Consider the following 18151-nt stretch of genomic DNA (forward strand, 5'->3'; position numbering starts at 1 on the left):
GGTGACATCGGCCGCCACCCGTTGCAGGTGGTGGCGAGTCGGGAGGCGCTGCCTATCGTCAGGCCGTTCCCAAAGAAAAGGAGACGGGCAATGAAAGTGACGCGCAGCGTCTTCCGCGAAGACCACGAGATGTACCGTGAAACGGTCCGCCGTTTCCTCGAGAAGGAGTGCCTGCCGCGGCAGGCAGCCTGGGACGCGGCCGGCCAGGTCGACCGCGAGACATGGCTGAAGGCCGGTCGAGAGGGCCTGCTGTGTGCCTCGCTGCCCGAGGAATACGGCGGCGGTGGTGGTGATTTCGGACACGCGGCCGTGTTCGCGGAAGAGACCGCGCGTTCGGGCGTGAGCGGCCCGGCTTTCGGCATGCATTCGGACATCATCGCGCCCTACATCCATCGCGCGGGCAACGAGGAGCAGAAGAAGAAGTGGCTGCCCGGTGCGGCCTCGGGCGAACTGATCCTCGCCATCGCCATGACCGAGCCGGGCACCGGCAGCGACCTGAAGGCAGTGCGCACCACGGCGCATCGCGACGGCGACCACTACGTCATCAACGGCAGCAAGACCTTCATCAGCAACGGCCTCATTGCCGACCTCATCATCGTGGTCTGCAAGACCGATCCGGCAGCGGGCGCCAAGGGCATCAGCCTGATCGCGGTGGAGGCGACTCGCGCGGGCTTTCGGCGCGGGCGCAAGCTGCAGAAGGTCGGCCAGTTCGCGCAGGACACGGCCGAGCTGTTCTTCGACAACGTGCGCGTGCCGGTGGGCAACCGGCTGGGTGAGGAGGGCAAAGGCTTCGCCTATCTGATGGGCGAGTTGCCGCAGGAGCGCTTCTCGATCGCGGTGGCGGCTGCCGCGCGCCTGGAGCGCGCGCTGGAAACCACCATCGACTACGTGAAGGACCGTCGCGTGTTCGGCCAGACCGTGTGGGACTTCCAGAACACCAAGTTCAAGCTGGCCGACATCAAGGCGCAGGCGGTGGCCGTCCGCACCCTGATCGACCACTACCTGGCCGAGCACATGCGCCGACGCCTGACGCTCGAAGAAGCGGCGATCGCCAAGCTCTTCTCCACCGAGACGCTGGGCAAGGCCATCGACGAGATGGTGCAGTTGCACGGCGGCTACGGCTACATGCTCGAGTACCCGATCGCGCGCGACTTCGTCGACACGCGCGTCACGCGCATCTATGGCGGCACCAGCGAAGTGATGCGCGACCTGATTTCCCGAAAGCTCTGAGGCACTGGCGCCTCGACGAGCCTCCCCTTCAACACACCAAGGAAAACCCAATGACCCGCAAAGTCATCGTTGCCGGCGTCGGCATGATCCCGTTCAGGAAACCCGGAACCAGCGAGCCCTACGACGTGATGGGCGAACTGGCGGTGCGACAGGCGCTCCAGGATGCCGGCCTGGACTACACCGACGTGCAGCAGGCCTATGCCGGCTACGTGTACGGCGACTCCACCTGCGGCCAGAAGGCCCTCTATCGCGTGGGCATGTCCGGCATACCGGTCATCAACGTGAACAACAACTGCGCCACCGGCTCGACCGCACTGTACCTGGCGCGTCAGGCCGTGCAGAGCGGCGCCGTGGACTGCGCGCTGGCCGTGGGCTTCGAGCAGATGAACCCGGGCGCGTTGAAGTCCCGCTGGGACGACCGCAAGCCCGCTCTGGAGCGCGCGCTGGAGGTGGTGGACGAGCTGGTCGGGATGCCCGAAATTCCGTCGGCCATCCGCCAGTTCGCCGGCGCCGGTCGAGCGCACATGGACAAGTACGGCACCAGGCTGGAGACCTTCGCTGCCATCCGTGCCAAGGCCAGTCGCCATGCCGCGCGCAATCCGCTGGCCGTGTTCCGCAACGTGGTGAGCACCGAGGACGTGATGAATGCGCCCATGCTGTGGGACGGCGTCATCACCCGACTGATGGCCTGTCCACCCACCTGCGGTGGCGCGGCGGCCCTCGTCGTCTCGGAAGATTTCGCCAGGAAGCGCGGCCTTCGAACGGACGTCTTCATCGCCGGGCAGTCGATGACCACCGACACGCCCAGCACCTACGAAGCGCGCGACATGATCCGCGTCGTGGGTTTCGACATGACGCGTCTGGCCGCCGAGCAGGCCTACGCGCAGGCCGGCATCGGTCCGGATGACGTGGACGTGATCGAGCTGCACGACTGCTTCGCGCAGAACGAACTGATCACCTACGAGGGCCTGGGCCTCGCGGCCGAAGGCGAAGGCCCGAAGCTGGTGGAAGACGGCGACAACACCTATGGCGGCAAGTGGGTGGTCAACCCGTCGGGCGGCCTGCTGTCGAAGGGTCACCCGCTGGGCGCCACCGGCCTTGCCCAGTGCTACGAACTCACGCACCAGTTGCGCGGCAGTGCATCGGACCGCCAGGTGTCCGGCGCGCGCGTGGCGCTGCAGCACAACCTGGGCCTGGGCGGCGCGGGCGTGGTGACCATCTACCAGAAGGCCGATTGAAATGATCGACAACAAGCACATCGGCATGAAGCTGCCGGTCTACAAGGCAACGGCCGAGATCGGCCAGCTGCGCTTCTTCGCCAAGTCCGTCGGCGAGACCAATCCCATCTACCTCGACGAATCCGCAGCGCGCGACGCTGGCTACACGGGCGTGCCGCTGCCGCCCACCTTCCTGTTCTCGCTCGAATTCCAGATTCCGTCGAACGCATGGCGTGAGGAACTGGGCATCGATCCCAGCCGCATCCTGCACGGGGAGGAGTCGTTCCAATACCACCGCACGGCCTACGCCGGCGACAGCCTGCAGTTCGAAACCCGCATTGCCGACATCTACGACAAGAAGGGCGGGGCGCTGTCCTTCGTGGTGCGCGAGACCCGCGTGACCGATCAGCGTGGCGAGCACGTGGCCGATCTGCGCAGCGTGCTCGTGCACCGCAACTGAACCACCTGCCAGGAGACGACATCCATGACTGCCACTACCAGGCTCGATCTGCTCAAGGTGGGCGATACGCTGCCGCCGCTGTCGCTGCCCGCCATCAGCCGCACGACGCTGGCGCTGTTCGCCGGCGGCTCCGGCGACCACAACCGCATTCACATCGACACCGACTACGCGCGCGCCGCCGGCATGACCGACGTTTTCGCGCACGGCATGTTGTCGATGGCCTACCTGGGCCGACTGCTCACGCAGTGGGTGGACCAGCGCCGCATCCGCAGCTTCGGCGTGCGCTTCACCGGCATCACGCATCTGGGCCACGTCATCACCTGCACTGGCAAGGTGGTGGCACTCCTGGAGGTCGACGGTGAGCAGCGTGCCAAGGTCGAGATCCAGACCGCCAATCAATACGGCGACGTGAAGATCGTGGGCGACGCCATCGTCGCGCTATGAGCCCTACGCGCCGCTTTTCATTCCAACCCCCACAACATTTCTGGAGATAGACAATGGGAACTCTTGACGGCAAGGTGGCACTGGTCACCGGTTCGGGTCGTGGCATCGGCCAGGCCATCGCGATGAAGCTCGCCAGCAAGGGTGCGCGCATCGTCCTCAACGACCTGGATGCCGACCCGGCCAACGAAACGGCAGAGCTCATCAGGAAGGCCGGTGGCCAGGCCGTCGCCTGCGCTGGCAACGTGAGTGCGCCGGACTTCGCCGAGCGCTACATCAAGACCGCGATGGATGCCTACAAGGGCATCGACATCATCGTGAACAATGCCGGATTCACCTGGGACGACGTGATCCAGCGCATGAGCGACGAGCAGTGGTATGCCATCGTCGATTGCCACATGACGGCGCCGTTCCGCATCCTGCGTGCCGCCTATCCCGTCATCAAGGCGCAGGCCGCCGCCGATGCCGAGAAAGGCGTCGTGGTCAACCGCAAGGTGGTGAACGTGTCCTCCACCTCGGCGCTCAACGGCAATGCCGGCCAGATGAACTACTCGTCGGCCAAGGCCGGCGTGATCGGCATGACGCGCGCGCTCAGCCGCGAATGGGGCCGCTTCAACGTCAACGTGAATGCGGTGGCATTCGGCCTCATCCACACCCGAATGACGAACGCCGATGCCAAGGCCGGCGCCACGGTGAACATCGAGGGCAAGGAGATCCGGGTCGGCCTGAATCCCGAACTTCTCAAGAGCCATGCGCAGCGCAATCCCCTGGGCCGCGGCGGCACGCCGGAGGAAGCGGCAGGCGCGGTCTATCTGTTCTGCCTGCCCGAGTCCAACTACATCACGGGCCAGGTGGTGGCCGTGGCTGGCTCGCCGCAGTAGGGAAGCGCCGAATGAGCGACACCGCGGGCACCGGCGGGGCGCGACGCCTGCTGCATACGCGCGAAGTGGTGTGCCAGGGCTGGGTGCGCGAGGACGGGCTGTTCGACTTCGAGGCCCGGCTGCGCGACATCTCGGCCGATGGAACCGACCTGTATTTCAAGCAGGTCGATGCCGGCGGGTTGCTGCATGGCCTGCGCCTGACGATGACCATCGATGCGGACATGCAGATCGTCCACATGCAGGCGCACTCGGACACCGTACCGACGCCCTGGTGCAGCGAGAGCAGCAAGCCGTACGACCAGTTGGTCGGACTGCGCATCGGGCCGGGTTTCACCCAGCTCATGAAGGAACGCGTGGGTGGCCGCAAGGGCTGCACCCATCTCACCGAGCTCATCGGTCCGCTGGCCACCACGGCCGTGCAAACCGTGATGGCGCTGCGCCGGGAAACGCGCGACATGGCGGCCGAGTTGCAAGGATCCGATCCGATGCCGCGCCCCATGGTGTACGACACCTGCCACACCTATCGCGCGCAAGGGCAGGCGATCCAGGTGATCTGGCCGGAGCATCGACGCACTGGGGAAACACCACCCCCCGGCGTGGGTGGCGCACCGCGGGTCGCCTGATTCCATCATTCGCGTCAACATGAGAGGCGATATGGAGACACCTGCGATGCACCCGACGATACCCACGCCCGCCAGTGGCGCCCACGGCTACCGGCCAACGCCCTTTCCGCGGCGCAAGGCCGTGTGCGAGCGGCGCGCGGATGGCACGTTGATCCTGCGCAACGTGGCCACGCCGCCGGAGCCCCAGCACATCGGCTTTGCCGGCTACGTTCCGCAGTGGGCGGCCCGGCGACCCGAGACCAATGCCTTCTGCGAGCGCGATGCCCATGGCCAATGGCGCTGCCTGACCTGGGCAGAGCTGTGGGAGCAGGTACAGCGCATCGGCAGCGCAATTCTCCAGATGGGGCTGGGCCCCGGCCGCCCGCTCATGGTGCTTTCAGCCAACTCGCTCGAGCATCTGCAACTGATGCTGGCCGCCGAGTTCGTGGGCGTGCCATTCGCAGCGGTATCGCCCGCCTACTCGCTGCTCAGCCGCGATCTCGTGCGGCTTGCGGGCGTGTGCGAGCTGGTGCCGCCCGCGGCCGTCTTCGTGCAAGACGTGCAGCCGTTCTCGCGCGCGCTGGGGTCGCCGGCCCTCGCGGGCCTGCCGGTCATCGCGGTCAACAACGCGATCGATGGCCAGACCACTTGGCAGTCGCTGGTTCAAGCGCCGCTTTCGCCCAAGCGCCGCGACGCCGTGCTGCAGGCGCATCGCGACATCGAGGCCGCGGACGTCGCCCGCGTGCTCTTCACATCCGGCTCCACAGGGGTGCCCAAGGGTGTGCCGATCAGCTACGGCAACCTGCAAGGCACTGCGGCCAACCTGCTGGACATGTTCGGCATGCTGCAGGAGACGCAAACCGTGTTCCTCGACTGGCTGCCCTGGCACCACGCCCTGGGCGGGGTGCTGAACCTTGGGCGCTCACTGCTGCTGGGCGCCACGCACTACATCGACGATGGCAAGCCGCTGCCCGGCATGTTCGATCGCACCGTGCGCAATCTTCGCGAGGTATCGCCCACGCTGCTGACCAGCGTGCCCGCGGCCTGGACGATGCTCGCGGCCGAGCTGGAGCGCGATCCGCAGCTGGCGCGCAGCGTGTTTTCCCGCGTGCTCAATTTCGGCTATGGCGGCGCCAGTCTGCCGTCCGGTGTCAACGAGCGCATCCAGCGCGTGGCCGAGCGCACCGTGGGCGAACGCATCATGTTCGCCACCGGCCTGGCGTCCACTGAAACCGCGGGCGTGGGCACCTACCGCATGTGGGCCAGCGAAGACCTGGCGAACATCGGCATGCCGGCGCCCGGCACCGAGATCAAGCTGGTGCCGCTCGAAGACGGTGCCCGCTACGAGATCCGGGTGCGCGGCCCGCACAACTTCGCCGGCTACATCGGCCGGCCGGATCTGACCGCCGCCGCCTTCGACGAAGAGCGCTTCTTTCGCCTGGGCGATGCGGTGCGGCTGGTCGACGCGAGCGATCCAACTCAGGGGCTGCATTTCGACGGCCGTGTCGGCGAGGACTTCAAGCTCGTGAGCGGCACATGGGTGAGAACCGGCGCCGTGCGGCTGGCGCTGGTGGAGCGCTGCGCACCGCTGATCAGCGACGCCGTGATCTGCGGCCATGACCGTGACTACGTGGCGGCACTCGCCTGGCCCAACGTGGCGGCCTGCCAGCAGCTGGCCCCCGAGCTGGCCAACCTCGATGCCGCTGCGCTGGTCAAGCATCCTTTGCTCCTGGCGGCCCTGCGAGAGCGCCTGGGCGGGAACGACGGTCATTCAAGCCTTGCAGTCGAACGCGTCCTGCTCATGGACGAGCCGCCCTCGATGGACGCCAACGAGATCGCCGACAAGGGCTATGTGAACCAGGCTGCCACTCGAACGCGGCGCGCACATCTGGTGCGGGAGCTGTACAGCGAGCCCGTTCCCGAACACCTTGCTTGCGCCCACTGACGGGCTCGACGCAGCCCTCACGGATCGAAGAAAAGCATCGGAGACATCATGAAACTGAAGAACTTCCTTGTAGCTGCCCTGGTCGCCCTGACGGCCCTGAATAGTGCTCCGGCTCTCGCACAGGAAAGCTACCCCGCCAAGACCATCACCCTGGTGCTGCCGGCGCCGCCGGCCGGTGCCACCGACGTGCTGGCGCGTGTATTCGCCGAGGAACTGGGCAAGCGCCTGAAGACCGCGGTGATCGTGGACAACAAGCCCGGCGGTGGCGGCATGCTGGGCGCCGCTGCCGTCGCGCGCGCCACTCCGGATGGCTACACGCTGCTGTTCACGCACGCCGCACCGATCTACTACGCCCCCTACATGTTCTCCAAGGTCGCGTACGAAGTGCGTCGCGACTTCGCCTTCATCACCGAGATCTGCTCGGCCAACCTGGTGTTCGCGGTCAACAAGGACGTGCCCGCCCGCAACATGAACGAGTTCATCGCCTGGGCGGAGAAGAACAAAGGCAAGACCAACTACGGTTCGTACGGCGTGGGCTCGGCCAGCCACCTGCTCAGTGCCCACCTGAGCGAATCACGCAAGCTCGACATGGTGCATGTGGGCTACAAGGGTGAGGCGCCCATGATCCAGGACATGGTCGCAGGCCAGATTCCGGCGGGCATCGGCACCCTGGGCACCATGGCACCGCACATTGCAAGCGGCAGCCTGCGGGCGCTGGCCGTCATCGGTGACGGCCGTCTGGCCGAGTTGCCGCAAGTGCCCACCATGGAGGAGCAGGGGTTTCGGGATGCCGAGTTCAAGCTGGTGGGTGGCGTGATGCTCATGGCGCCCGCCAAGACGCCCGATGCCGTGCTGGCACGCCTGGAAAAGGAAGCGCGCGAGATCGTTCAGGGCGCACCCATGAAGGCCCGCTTTCAGGCCTTCGGCCTGGGCCCGATGGGCAACAGTTCCGCCGAGTTCCGCAAGAACTTCGAATCGAGCGGACCGTTGATTCAGAGGCTGATCCTGGTGTCCGGAGCGAAAGTTGATTGATAGCGAACGACATTCTTCCGAATTCTGCTAGGCCGTGACCTCGAAAGCTTGATTCAGCCTGCACTTGGCAAAGAAGGGCTGACCGGAGCCCGGAACGCCATCTGACGGTCGACAAGGGGTAGTTTGACTCGGCTTCGATGTGGAGCGGACCTAGTACTCAGGGAGCATCGGGCGGCTATGACTGCAGTAGCGCCGGAATCGGTCGTCGATGCAGAGATGCTAGACCCAGCCGAATGACCGTAAACCTTGCCACAGCTGAACTTCGATGCTGCTCGCGTCAGACAGCAATCGCTGCATAGCCGTCGTACGGGCGGTGGCAGGGTGCCGTTGCGCCAGATCTAGTGGGTTCGCCCCTCATATCGTCATACGCCGGACCGAAATTGCCGCTCGATGGTCATGACGGCGCGACCGAGGCATCGGGCGCAAACAAACCCTTGGCCACCAGCTTCTCGTAAATGTCAGCTAAGGCCTCGACGGACATGGAAGAACGGTCGATGTACTTGTACTTGAACAGCATCGTCATGTAGCTCCGGATGCCCATGAGCATGAACACCATGGGACCGAGTTCTTCGCGGGTGTAGTCGCGGATCTCAGCCCGGTCCTGGCTGCGCTGAAGGGACTTGAGGTAACCCTCGTACAGCATGACGACGTGGCGGTGGTATGCCGCGGGTGCGAAGACCTCAGCTTCATTGAGGATGCGCAGGAAGCCTGGGTTGCGGCGGCAGAAGTCGAAGTACGCCATGAATCGCGCACGCTCGCGCGCGGTGCCGGTGAGCGACACGTCCATCTTTGCGCTCACGTGGGCGATCAACCGCTCGCCGAGGAAAGGCAGAAGCTGGTCGAAGATGTCCTGCTGGCTCTCGAAGTAGTTGTAGAACGTGCCGTTGGCGATGTTGGCTCGTTTGGTCATTTTTGCGACCGTGGCGAGCGCATAGCCTTCCTCGCCGACCACCTCGATCGCCGCTTCCATCAGCGCGCGTCGTGTCTGCTCCTGCTTGTCGCTGCGGCTGCGCTTGACCCGGATGAGAGAGTTCGTCATAAGTTTCGGACTAGTGCGAGAGAGGACGCGCGAGCGCACGCTTGAGGATCTTGCCCGAGGCGTTGCGCGGCAAGTCCGGCATCAGCGTGAGCGTCTTGGGCACCTTGAAGCGGGCGAGGCGGCTCCCGCAAAATTCGAGCAGTTCGGCCGCCGTGGCCGTAGCTCCGTTCTTCAACACCACGAATGCGGCGCCGACCTCGCCCCAACGTGCATCGGCCACGCCGATCACGGCGGAAAGCAGCACTGCAGGATGGTCGCCGAGCACGCGCTCGATCTCGGCGGGATAGACGTTCTCGCCGCCCGAAATGAACATGGCCTTGAGCCGATCGACCACGTGAACATAGCCATCTTCGTCGACCAGGACGCCGTCGCCGGTCTTGAACCAACCGTCTTCGAAGGCGCTGCGCGTCGCGTCCTCGTTGCGCCAGTAGCCGGACATGGTCAGCGGGCCTCGGACCCACAGTTCGCCGGCGGTGCCTTCGGCGCATGACGCTCCGTTCGCATCAACGACCTTCATCTCCACATGGAGGGTCGGATGGCCGCTGCTTCCGATTTTGCTGCGCGCCGCATCGAGCTCGGTCACGAAGATGGCTGGACCGATTTCCGACATGCCATAGGCGGGTTGCAACGGAATACCGTCGTCCAGCAATTGTTCGATCAGCGCGTTGGGACTCGGGGCGCCGCCTAGGCCGGCCACTTCAAGGTACTTGAGGACACCTGGGGCATAGGCCGGGCTTTGTGTGAGCCGTGCGTAGTGCGTAGGGGTGCCGAAGAAGTGCGTGACCCGCAAGCTGTCATCGGCCATCAGCGCGAGTGCTCGCGCTGGCTCGTAGTCGCGCTGCACGACGACAGTGCCACCGGCGTACAGCACGGCGCTGGAATAGCAGTGCAGACCGCCGGTATGGAAGGTCGGCATCGAGCAAAGGAATACAGATCGATCGCCGATCCGCGCGGGGCTCAGCCAGCACATCACGTTGGCGTGGATCATGCGGTATGAGAGCATCGCGCCCTTGGGTCGCCCCGTGGTGCCGGAGGTGTAGACGATCATCCAGATGGTCTCAGCTTCCACGCGGCATGGAACTGCAGGTCGTTCGCCTTGCGTCAGGCGTTCGTAGGCAGACTCCTTCGATGCTTGGGCATCGATGGCGACGCTGGGGCAATCGGGCGGTATCAGGTGGCTGAAATCGGCGTCATGGAAGGTCACGCCCGGGTCGCAATCCGCCAGGATCCACTGCAACTCGTCGGCACTGAGCCGCCAGTTGATGGGGACGAAGATCGCGCCGATACGCGCGCAGGCGAACTGCAGTTCGAATGCCTCCGAGCAACTCTTCGACACCAGCGCGACGCGGTCGCCGAATTGGATGCGATGGTGTGCCTGCAGCGCACCGGCCAATGCGTTCACGCGGCGATCCAGTTCACCGTAGCTGAGGGAAACCGCCTTGGCATCGTCGACCAGCGCCAGGCGCGCCCCCCGATAGCGCGCGTGATGAGAAAGCCAGTCGTTGTAGATCAGATCGTGGTCCATGTCGAAACGCAGAGCTCTTTTATGAGTGGAGCGTGACCGGGCAGGGCGGTGCCCGACCCCCGTGCAAAGCGCCAAGCGTAACTCGGCGCGCGTCCCGCCAAACGCCGCTGAGCCGTACGGCATCCGTTGGGTTGCGGAGCGGCTTGCGGGCCCGTTGGAACGCCTGCCGGAAGCGAGCTCAAGGGAGCAGACAGCCGATCGACCGCGCATCATTCCCTGCATAAATGAATGTACAGCCATCTAAAGTTCTCCAACGGAGCGTCGAAAAAACACTTATAACTCAACAGCTTGCGCCACTTAAGTTCATAATAAATGACTGCCAATTCATATTTAGCTTGACATTGTCGGGTGGGCTCGCGATGATTCGGCGACCGCTCAAAGACCAGGAGACCTCATGAAAACACTGCTTCAACTCACCCTGTGCGCCACCGCGCTGGCGACGGCGTCGCTGGCCCAGGCCCAGATTTCCAACGACAAGGTGCGCATCGGGTTCATCAGCGACCTGACGGGTCCGTTTGCCGACAACGATGGCGCAGGCGGTCTCGAAGCCATTCGCATGGCGGTCGCCGACTTCGGCGGTACGGTGGGGGGCAAGCCGATCGAGATCGTTTCGGCCGACCACCAGAATAAGGCGGACATCGCTTCCGCCAAGGCGCGCGAATGGGCTGACACGCAGGGCGTCGACATGGTGGTCGGCGGTGCGAATTCCGCGGCGATGCTGTCCATCAACAAGATGGTCCCCGAGAAAAAGTTCGTTTTCATGGTGGTGTCGGCGGGCGCGACCCAGTTCACCAACGAAGAATGCACGCCCTACACGGTGCAATACGCGTACAACACGACCGCTGTCGCCCGAACGCTGGGCTCAGCGGTTGTGGCGCAAGGCGGAAAGTCCTGGTATTTCCTGACCACCGACTACACCTTCGGCCATTCGCTCGAGAACGAAGCCTCCAAGGTCGTCGCCGCCTCGGGCGGCACTGTGCTCGGCAAGGTGCGGCACCCGATCAGCGCCTCGGACTTCTCGTCCTTCCTCATCCAGGCGCAGGGTTCCAAGGCGCAAGTCCTCGGCCTCGCCTCATCGGGCAGCGATACCTTGAATGCCATCAAGGGGGCGAAGGAATTCGGGTTGACCAAGAACATGAAACTGGCCGGCCTGCTCATGTTCGTCGGCAACATCGACAGCCTGACCTTGAACAACGCTCAAGGACTGCTCTTGACCGAAGGCTGGTATTGGGACCAGAGCGATGAATCCCGAAAGTTCGCCGCCCGCTACTTCGAGAAGATGAAGCGCATGCCCAACAGCCTGCAGGCCGCGGACTACTCCGCAACCCTGACCTATCTGAAGGCGGTGCAGGCGGCCGGCAGCGACAACGCCGACAAGGTGATGCCGGAACTCAAGAAGATGAAGATCGACGACATGTACGCAAAGGGGTTCATTCGCGCCGACGGCCAGATGATCCACGACTTCTACCTGTACGAAGTCAAGAAGCCGGCCGAATCCAAGAAGCCCTGGGATTACCTCAAGCAGATAGCCGTCGTCCCTGGCGACAAGGCGTTCGCGTCGCTGTCCGATTCGACCTGCCCGCTGGTCAAGAAGTAATCCGAGCGGCCTAGCACGGGATGGCCGCACGGCTGTCCCGCCGCGCAATAGAAGGCACGCACTCGCGTCGCCTTGCGGTGTCCCACGTCCTCCTGTCGTCGGGGACTGTCGACCCACATCACGTTGAAGAAGGTCTACCATGAATGCTCAAGCCAAGGTTGCGCTCGTCACTGGCGGCGCGCGAGGCATCGGCGATGCAATCGTCCAAGGCCTTCAGGGCGCCGGCTCCAAGGTCTTCTCCCTGGACCGAAGCGCCCCCGAGCATCCACGCGATGGTGTGGCCTACCTCGAGGCGGATGTGTCCGACCCAGTCAGCGTGGCGCAGGCGTTTCGGGCCATCGATGCCGCAGGCACGGGCATCGACACCGTGGTGCACAACGCGGGCATCCAGCGCTCGGGCCTGTGCGGCCAGATGAGTTTCGAGGATTGGTCTAAGGTGTTGGGGACTCACCTGAATGGCATGTTCCTGTGTGCCACCCACGCGATCCCGCGCATGATCGCGCAGGGCAGGGGGGGCGCGATCATCGGCATCGCATCGACGGCAGCATTCGTGGGCCTGCCGGGTCGTGGGCCCTACACCGCAGCGAAGGCAGGCATCGTGGGCTTGGCCCGCTGCCTCGCGGTCGAAACCGCGCCGCACCGCATTCGGGTCAACGCCGTCGCTCCAGGCTTTACGCGCACCGCCATCATCGAAGACGCAGTCGCGAACGGCTCCTTGCGCGAGGACTGGATGCTGGAACGGGTGCCCTTGGGTCGCCTGGCGGAGCCGCTCGAGATTGCGAATGCAGTGAAATACCTCGCGAGCGACGATGCCAGCTACGTGACCGGCCAGACCCTGGTCGTGGACGGCGGCTGGAGCACGCAGGGCATGCATCACTCGCCGGCCTGGCTTCAGCAGGCGGCCGCGTGATCGACCACGCTCCGAGCGCCTTGTCGGCCTGGCGCTCTCGACCACTTCCGGTCGAAGCCGGATGGATCGACAGCTATGGCCACATGAACGCGGGGCGCTACTTCCAGCTCTTCATCGACGAAGGTTACGCGCTGATGGAAAAGCTGGGCCTTGGCGCGAGCTACACGAAGCAGCACGGCGCCGGCATCTTCGTGGTGGACGCCCACATACGGTTCCTGCGCGAACTGACGCTCGGCGCCCGGGTGCATGTGCGTCTGCGGGTACTGGAGGTGGACCGCCTGCGCCTTCTCGTGCTCATGGAACTGGTCGACGAGGACCGCGACCTCACGGTCGCCACGCTCGAACAGTTGTCCGTGCATGCGGACCTTGGCAACCGAAAGGCAAGGTCCTTTCCCGATCCTTTGCGACAAGCGATCGAGCTTGTTGCGAACGTGCATTCCGCGCTCGCACTGCCGGTGGGCCATACCCGCCATCTGCATTGCGCCGGCACGGCCTCCGCCTGATTCAACTTCGATCATGAAAATGAGCCCCGACATCATTCTCGAAACACGCCAGCTCACCAAGGAATTCAAGGGTTTCACCGCGGTCAGCAAGGTCGATCTGTCAGTCGTTCGCGGCTCGATCCACGCGCTGATCGGGCCGAACGGAGCGGGCAAGACCACCTGCTTCAACCTGCTCACCAAGTTCCTCGAGCCGACCGCGGGCACCATCCTCTTCAACGGCGAGGACATCACGGGCGAGCGCCCGGCGCAGATCGCGCGCCGCGGCATCATCCGCTCGTTCCAGATCTCGGCCGTGTTCCCGCACCTCACGCTGCTGGAGAACGTGCGCCTGGGCCTGCAGCGTGCGCTCGGCACCAGCTTTCATTTCTGGAAGAGCGAGAAGTCGCTCAAGCCGCTCGATGCCCGCGCCCGCGTGCTGCTGGCCGAGGTCGGCCTGGAAGACCTGGCCGACGAGCTGACCGTGAACCTGCCCTACGGCCGCAAGCGCGCGCTCGAGATCGCCACCACGCTGGCGATGGAGCCCGAGCTGATGCTGCTCGACGAGCCCACGCAGGGCATGGGCCACGAAGACGTGCATCGCGTGGCCGAGCTCATCAAGCGTGTCTCGGCCGGCCGCACCATCCTCATGGTGGAGCACAACATGAGCGTGGTCTCGACCATCGCCGACACGATCACGGTGCTGCAGCGCGGCGCCGTGCTGGCCGAGGGCCCGTATGCCGAGGTGTCGCGCAACCCGCAGGTGATGGAGGCCTACATGGGCACCACCGACGGCGCCTTGCAGGGAGCCCACTGATGGCGACTCCCGCACTCGAAATCAAGGACCTGCAAGCCTGGTACGGCGAATCGCACGTGCTGCACGGCGTCGACATGGTGGTGCAGCCCGGCGAGGTGGTGACGCTTCTCGGGCGCAACGGCGCGGGGCGCACCACGACGATGCGCGCGGTGCTGGGCCTCACGGGCGCCCGCAAGGGCAGCATCAAGGTCAACGGCACCGAGACCATCGGCATGGCGACGCACCGCATCGCGCACCACGGCATCGGCTACTGCCCGGAGGAGCGCGGCATCTTCGCGAGCCTCTCGTGCGAGGAGAACCTGATGCTGCCGCCGGTGCTGAAGGGCGCGGGGCAGGGCATGTCGGTGGAAGAGATCTACGAGATGTTCCCGAACCTGGCCGAGCGGCGCCACAGCCAGGGCACGCGGCTGTCGGGCGGCGAGCAGCAGATGCTGGCGGTGGCGCGCATCCTGCGCACGGGCGCCAGGCTGCTGCTGCTGGACGAGATCTCCGAGGGGCTGGCGCCGGTGATCGTGCAGGCGCTGGCGCGAATGATCCACATGCTGCGCAGCAAGGGCTACACGGTGGTGATGGTGGAGCAGAACTTCCGCTTCGCAGCCCCCCTGGCCGACCGCTTCTACGTGATGGAGCACGGACGCATCGTCGAGAAGTTCGGCGCCGCCGAGCTCGAATCGAAGATGCCGGTGCTCAACGAGCTGCTTGGCGTCTGACGCCCAACCATTCGCCGCGATCTCTCATGTCCCTCCTTGACATTTCACTGCCAGCCTTGATGAGCCAGCTTCTGCTGGGCCTGGTCAACGGCTCCTTCTACGCCATCCTGAGTCTCGGGCTGGCCGTCATCTTCGGCCTGCTCAACGTCATCAACTTTGCGCATGGTGCGTTCTTCATGCTCGGGGCCGTACTCACCTGGATGGCCTCGAACTACCTTGGTGTCGGCTATTGGCCGATGCTGCTAGCGGCGCCGCTGGTGATCGGCGGGTTCGGGATACTGGTCGAGCGGCTGCTCCTGCGATGGGTCTACAAGCTCGACCACCTGTACGGTCTTTTGCTCACACTCGGCCTGACCCTGCTGCTGGAAGGTGTCTTTCGTTCGATCTACGGCGTCTCCGGCCTTTCGTATGACACGCCTGACCTGCTCGCCGGCGCGACCGACGTCGGCTTCATGGTGCTGCCCAACTACCGTGCGTGGGTCGTGGTCGCTTCGCTGGCCGTGTGCTTCGCCACCTGGTACGTCATCGAGAGGACCAAGCTCGGGTCCTACCTCCGTGCGGGCACCGAGAACCCCAAGATGGTGGAAGCCTTCGGCGTCAACGTGCCGCTGATGGTGACCTTGACATATGCGTTCGGCGTTGCGCTCGCGGCATTTGCGGGCGTGTTGGCGGCCCCTGTCATGCAGGTTTCGCCACTGATGGGGCAGAACCTGATCATCACGGTCTTCGCCGTGGTGGTGATCGGCGGCATGGGATCCATCATGGGCTCGATCCTGACGGGACTCGGGCTCGGCCTGATCGAGGGAGTGACCAAGGTGGTGTATCCCGAGGCGTCCGCGACGGTCGTCTTCGTGATGATGGTTCTCGTGCTGGCCGTTCGGCCCTCGGGTCTGTTCGGGAAGGAAAAGTGATGAAGACGGTTTCCAACTTCGCCTATGTGCTGCTGCTGGGTGTTTTGCTGGCAGCGCCATTTCTCGGTGCCTATCCGGTGTTCATGATGAAGCTCATGTGCTTCGCGCTCTTCGCATCGTCCTTCAACCTGCTTTTGGGCTACACAGGGCTCCTGTCCTTCGGGCACGCAGCCTTTTTCGGCGGCGCCGCATATGTCACCGGCCATGTAGTCAAGGTGTGGGGACTGACGCCGGAGGTGGGCCTGGTCGCAGGCGCCGGCATCGGCGCGGTGCTTGGCTGGGTCTTCGGACTGCTGGCGATCCGCCGCCAGGGCATCTACTTCGCGATGATCACGCTGGCACTTGCGCAGATGATCTATTTCTTTGCCCTGCAGGTGCCGTTCACGGGAGGTGAGGACGGCCTCCAGGGTGTACCGCGCGGCAAGCTCTTCGGTGTGGTCGATCTCGGCAACGACCTCACGATGTACTACGTGACCCTTGTCGTGGTGGTGGCTGCCTTCCTGCTGATCTGGCGCGTTGTGCAGTCGCCCTTCGGGCAGGTCCTGAGAGGAATCAAGGAGAACGAACCGCGTGCGATCTCGCTGGGATACGACGTGTCGCGCTTCAAGCTTCTCGCGTTCGTGCTGTCGGCGGCCCTGGCGGGTCTGGCCGGCTCGTTGAAGACCCTCGTCCTGGGGTTTGCAACGCTTACCGATGTGCACTGGTCGTCCTCGGGTTCGGTGATCCTCATGACGCTGGTCGGCGGCCTGGGCATGCTGTCGGGCCCTCTGGTCGGCGCGACCGTCATCGTTGCGCTGGAGAACAAGTTGGGTGAGCTCGGCAATGCGCTGTCGTCACTGCTCGGCATCGAGTGGCTCCGGACGCTCGGCGACTCCGTGACCATCGTCACGGGCCTGATCTTCGTGGTGTGCGTCCTGGCGTTCCGGCGCGGCATCATGGGCGAGCTGGAATCCTGGCTGCGCCGCTTCACCCGTCGAACCCACGAGGACACACCATGACCACCGATTCCCGGCTTCCGAATTTCCGTGCGCTGTCACCGGAGCAACGCGTAGACTTTTTGGTCCAGACCGGCGCACTGAGCGCTGCGGCGGGTGAACTTCTCGCGGTGCCTGGAGCGCTTGCGCTGCCTGTCGCCGACGGCATGATCGAGAACGTCATCGGCACCTTCGAGCTTCCGTTCGCCGTCGCCGGGAATTTCCGGGTCAACGGTCGGGACGTGCTGGTCCCGATGGTGGTCGAGGAGCCCTCGGTCGTCGCGGCGGCTTCATTCATGGCTCGCCTGGCCCGCGACAGCGGAGGCTTTCAGACCTCGAGCACCGGCCCTCTGATGCGGGCCCAGGTCCAGGTGGTCGGCCTTCGCGACCCTTATGGCGCCCGTCTGTCCCTGCTGAATCGTCGTGAGGAGATCATCGCGCTGGCCAACCAGCGCGACAAGGTGTTGATCGGCCTGGGCGGCGGATGCCGCGACATAGAGATTCACGTCTTGCCCGATGCGCCGCGCGGCGCGCTTCTGATCGTCCATCTGATCGTCGATGTGCGCGACGCCATGGGGGCGAACACCGTCAACACCATGGCGGAGGCGGTGTCTCCGCTGGTCGAGAAGATCACTGGGGGCAGCGTGCGGTTGCGCATCCTGTCGAACCTGGCGGACCTGCGCCTGGCGAGGGCGAGGGTCCAACTGTCGCCTCAGATACTGACGACCCCGGACCGGCCCGGCGAACAGGTCATCGAAGGCATCCTCGACGCCTACGCGTTCGCAGCCATCGATCCCTACCGGGCTGCGACCCACAACAAGGGAATCATGAACGGCATCGATCCGGTCGTCGTGGCCACCGGCAACGACTGGCGCGCAGTCGAAGCGGGCGCCCATGCCTATGCCTGCCGCAGCGGCCGATACACCTCGCTGACCCATTGGGAAAAGGACATCGACGGCAACCTGGTAGGCACCATCGAAATGCCGATGCCTCTGGGACTGGTGGGCGGTGCGACGCGCACCCACCCACTGGCGAAGGTAGCTCTCGATCTGCTCAAGGTGGGCTCGGCACAGGAACTCGGCGAGATCGCCGTGGCAGTCGGCCTGGCTCAGAATCTGGGCGCCTTGCGGGCCCTGGCGACAGAAGGCATCCAGCGCGGCCATATGGCGCTACACGCGCGCAACATCGCGCTGGGCGCTGGAGCGACGGGCGACGAGATCGATCGAGTCGCGCGGCAGATGGCTTCGGAGGGCGATGTGCGCGCCGACCGTGCCCTGGCTTTGTTAACTGAGATTCGGCGCGCCCCATGAGCGCTTCGCGCCATCTGCTTTCCCGGCTTCGCGCACGGCGGGCACGAAGCGACCAAGGCATCAAGGAGTGA

At 64.8% G+C, this 18151-nt stretch carries 18 protein-coding genes; 16 read left to right on the top strand and 2 right to left on the bottom strand.

The window, feature by feature from the left end:
- Positions 1–90 precede the first annotated feature (90 nt).
- From QTH87_RS22715 to QTH87_RS22750, 8 genes are read left to right on the top strand one after another with little or no spacing between them, the layout of a single operon-like run.
- Positions 91–1230 carry an acyl-CoA dehydrogenase family protein gene (locus QTH87_RS22715; protein WP_286612340.1) on the top strand — a complete coding sequence of 380 codons (1140 nt, stop codon included), beginning with the start codon at positions 91–93 and terminating at the stop codon, positions 1228–1230.
- A 50-nt stretch (positions 1231–1280) separates the two neighbouring features.
- Positions 1281–2468, top strand: coding sequence for a lipid-transfer protein (locus QTH87_RS22720; protein ID WP_286612341.1), 1188 nt, complete (start codon positions 1281–1283; stop codon positions 2466–2468).
- Position 2469: 1 nt separating this feature from the next.
- Positions 2470–2907, top strand: a complete 438-nt coding sequence (locus QTH87_RS22725) for a MaoC family dehydratase N-terminal domain-containing protein (RefSeq protein ID WP_286612342.1) — start codon at positions 2470–2472, stop codon at positions 2905–2907.
- A gap of 24 nt (positions 2908–2931) precedes the next feature.
- Positions 2932–3351: a MaoC family dehydratase gene (locus QTH87_RS22730; RefSeq protein WP_286612343.1), complete on the top strand. Its 420-nt coding sequence runs from the start codon at positions 2932–2934 to the stop codon at positions 3349–3351.
- 53 nt (positions 3352–3404) lie between these two features.
- Positions 3405–4229 carry an SDR family NAD(P)-dependent oxidoreductase gene (locus QTH87_RS22735; RefSeq protein WP_286612344.1) on the top strand — a complete coding sequence of 275 codons (825 nt, stop codon included), beginning with the start codon at positions 3405–3407 and terminating at the stop codon, positions 4227–4229.
- An 11-nt stretch (positions 4230–4240) separates the two neighbouring features.
- Complete coding sequence (locus QTH87_RS22740; RefSeq protein ID WP_286612345.1) at positions 4241–4852, top strand: DUF2889 domain-containing protein; 612 nt, start codon at positions 4241–4243, stop codon at positions 4850–4852.
- A 46-nt stretch (positions 4853–4898) separates the two neighbouring features.
- Positions 4899–6776, top strand: a complete 1878-nt coding sequence (locus QTH87_RS22745; RefSeq protein WP_286612346.1) for a feruloyl-CoA synthase — start codon at positions 4899–4901, stop codon at positions 6774–6776.
- A 48-nt stretch (positions 6777–6824) separates the two neighbouring features.
- On the top strand, positions 6825–7808 hold the full coding sequence (locus QTH87_RS22750; protein ID WP_286612347.1) for a Bug family tripartite tricarboxylate transporter substrate binding protein: 984 nt from the start codon (positions 6825–6827) through the stop codon (positions 7806–7808).
- Between the two features lie 394 nt (positions 7809–8202).
- Here the strand turns inward: QTH87_RS22750 and QTH87_RS22755 are convergent, their stop codons facing one another.
- Together QTH87_RS22755 and QTH87_RS22760 are read right to left on the bottom strand one after the other, a co-directional pair.
- On the bottom strand, positions 8203–8778 hold the full coding sequence (locus tag QTH87_RS22755) for a TetR/AcrR family transcriptional regulator (protein WP_286612348.1): 576 nt from the start codon (positions 8776–8778) through the stop codon (positions 8203–8205).
- A 79-nt stretch (positions 8779–8857) separates the two neighbouring features.
- Entirely contained in the window at positions 8858–10372 is a 1515-nt protein-coding gene (locus tag QTH87_RS22760) for an acyl-CoA synthetase (RefSeq protein ID WP_286612349.1), read from the bottom strand.
- A 394-nt stretch (positions 10373–10766) separates the two neighbouring features.
- Here QTH87_RS22760 and QTH87_RS22765 point away from each other — a divergent pair, with 394 nt between their 5' ends.
- The 8 genes from QTH87_RS22765 (at position 10767) to QTH87_RS22800 (ending at position 18080) form a co-directional block, all read left to right on the top strand.
- Positions 10767–11969, top strand: a complete 1203-nt coding sequence (locus tag QTH87_RS22765; protein ID WP_286612350.1) for an ABC transporter substrate-binding protein — start codon at positions 10767–10769, stop codon at positions 11967–11969.
- A gap of 139 nt (positions 11970–12108) precedes the next feature.
- Positions 12109–12879 (top strand): SDR family NAD(P)-dependent oxidoreductase, encoded by a 771-nt coding sequence (locus QTH87_RS22770; protein WP_286612351.1) that lies wholly within the window; start codon positions 12109–12111, stop codon positions 12877–12879.
- Between the two features lie 20 nt (positions 12880–12899).
- Positions 12900–13382, top strand: a complete 483-nt coding sequence (locus QTH87_RS22775; RefSeq protein WP_286612352.1) for an acyl-CoA thioesterase — start codon at positions 12900–12902, stop codon at positions 13380–13382.
- A gap of 19 nt (positions 13383–13401) precedes the next feature.
- A complete protein-coding gene (locus tag QTH87_RS22780) occupies positions 13402–14175 on the top strand; it encodes an ABC transporter ATP-binding protein (RefSeq protein WP_286612429.1) in 774 nt (257 codons plus the stop codon).
- A complete protein-coding gene (locus QTH87_RS22785; RefSeq protein ID WP_286612353.1) occupies positions 14175–14885 on the top strand; it encodes an ABC transporter ATP-binding protein in 711 nt (236 codons plus the stop codon). Before QTH87_RS22780 ends, QTH87_RS22785 begins: the two co-directional genes overlap by 1 nt.
- A 26-nt stretch (positions 14886–14911) precedes the next feature.
- Positions 14912–15796 (top strand): branched-chain amino acid ABC transporter permease, encoded by an 885-nt coding sequence (locus tag QTH87_RS22790; protein WP_286612354.1) that lies wholly within the window; start codon positions 14912–14914, stop codon positions 15794–15796.
- Positions 15796–16794, top strand: a complete 999-nt coding sequence (locus QTH87_RS22795) for a branched-chain amino acid ABC transporter permease (RefSeq protein ID WP_286612355.1) — start codon at positions 15796–15798, stop codon at positions 16792–16794. The genes QTH87_RS22790 and QTH87_RS22795 overlap by 1 nt, the downstream gene beginning before the upstream one ends.
- Positions 16791–18080, top strand: a complete 1290-nt coding sequence (locus tag QTH87_RS22800) for a hydroxymethylglutaryl-CoA reductase, degradative (protein ID WP_286612356.1) — start codon at positions 16791–16793, stop codon at positions 18078–18080. Before QTH87_RS22795 ends, QTH87_RS22800 begins: the two co-directional genes overlap by 4 nt.
- The last annotated feature ends 71 nt before the right edge of the window (positions 18081–18151 follow it).

The sequence above is a fragment of the Variovorax jilinensis genome, from assembly GCF_030316885.1.
Classification (GTDB): domain Bacteria; phylum Pseudomonadota; class Gammaproteobacteria; order Burkholderiales; family Burkholderiaceae_C; genus Variovorax; species Variovorax jilinensis.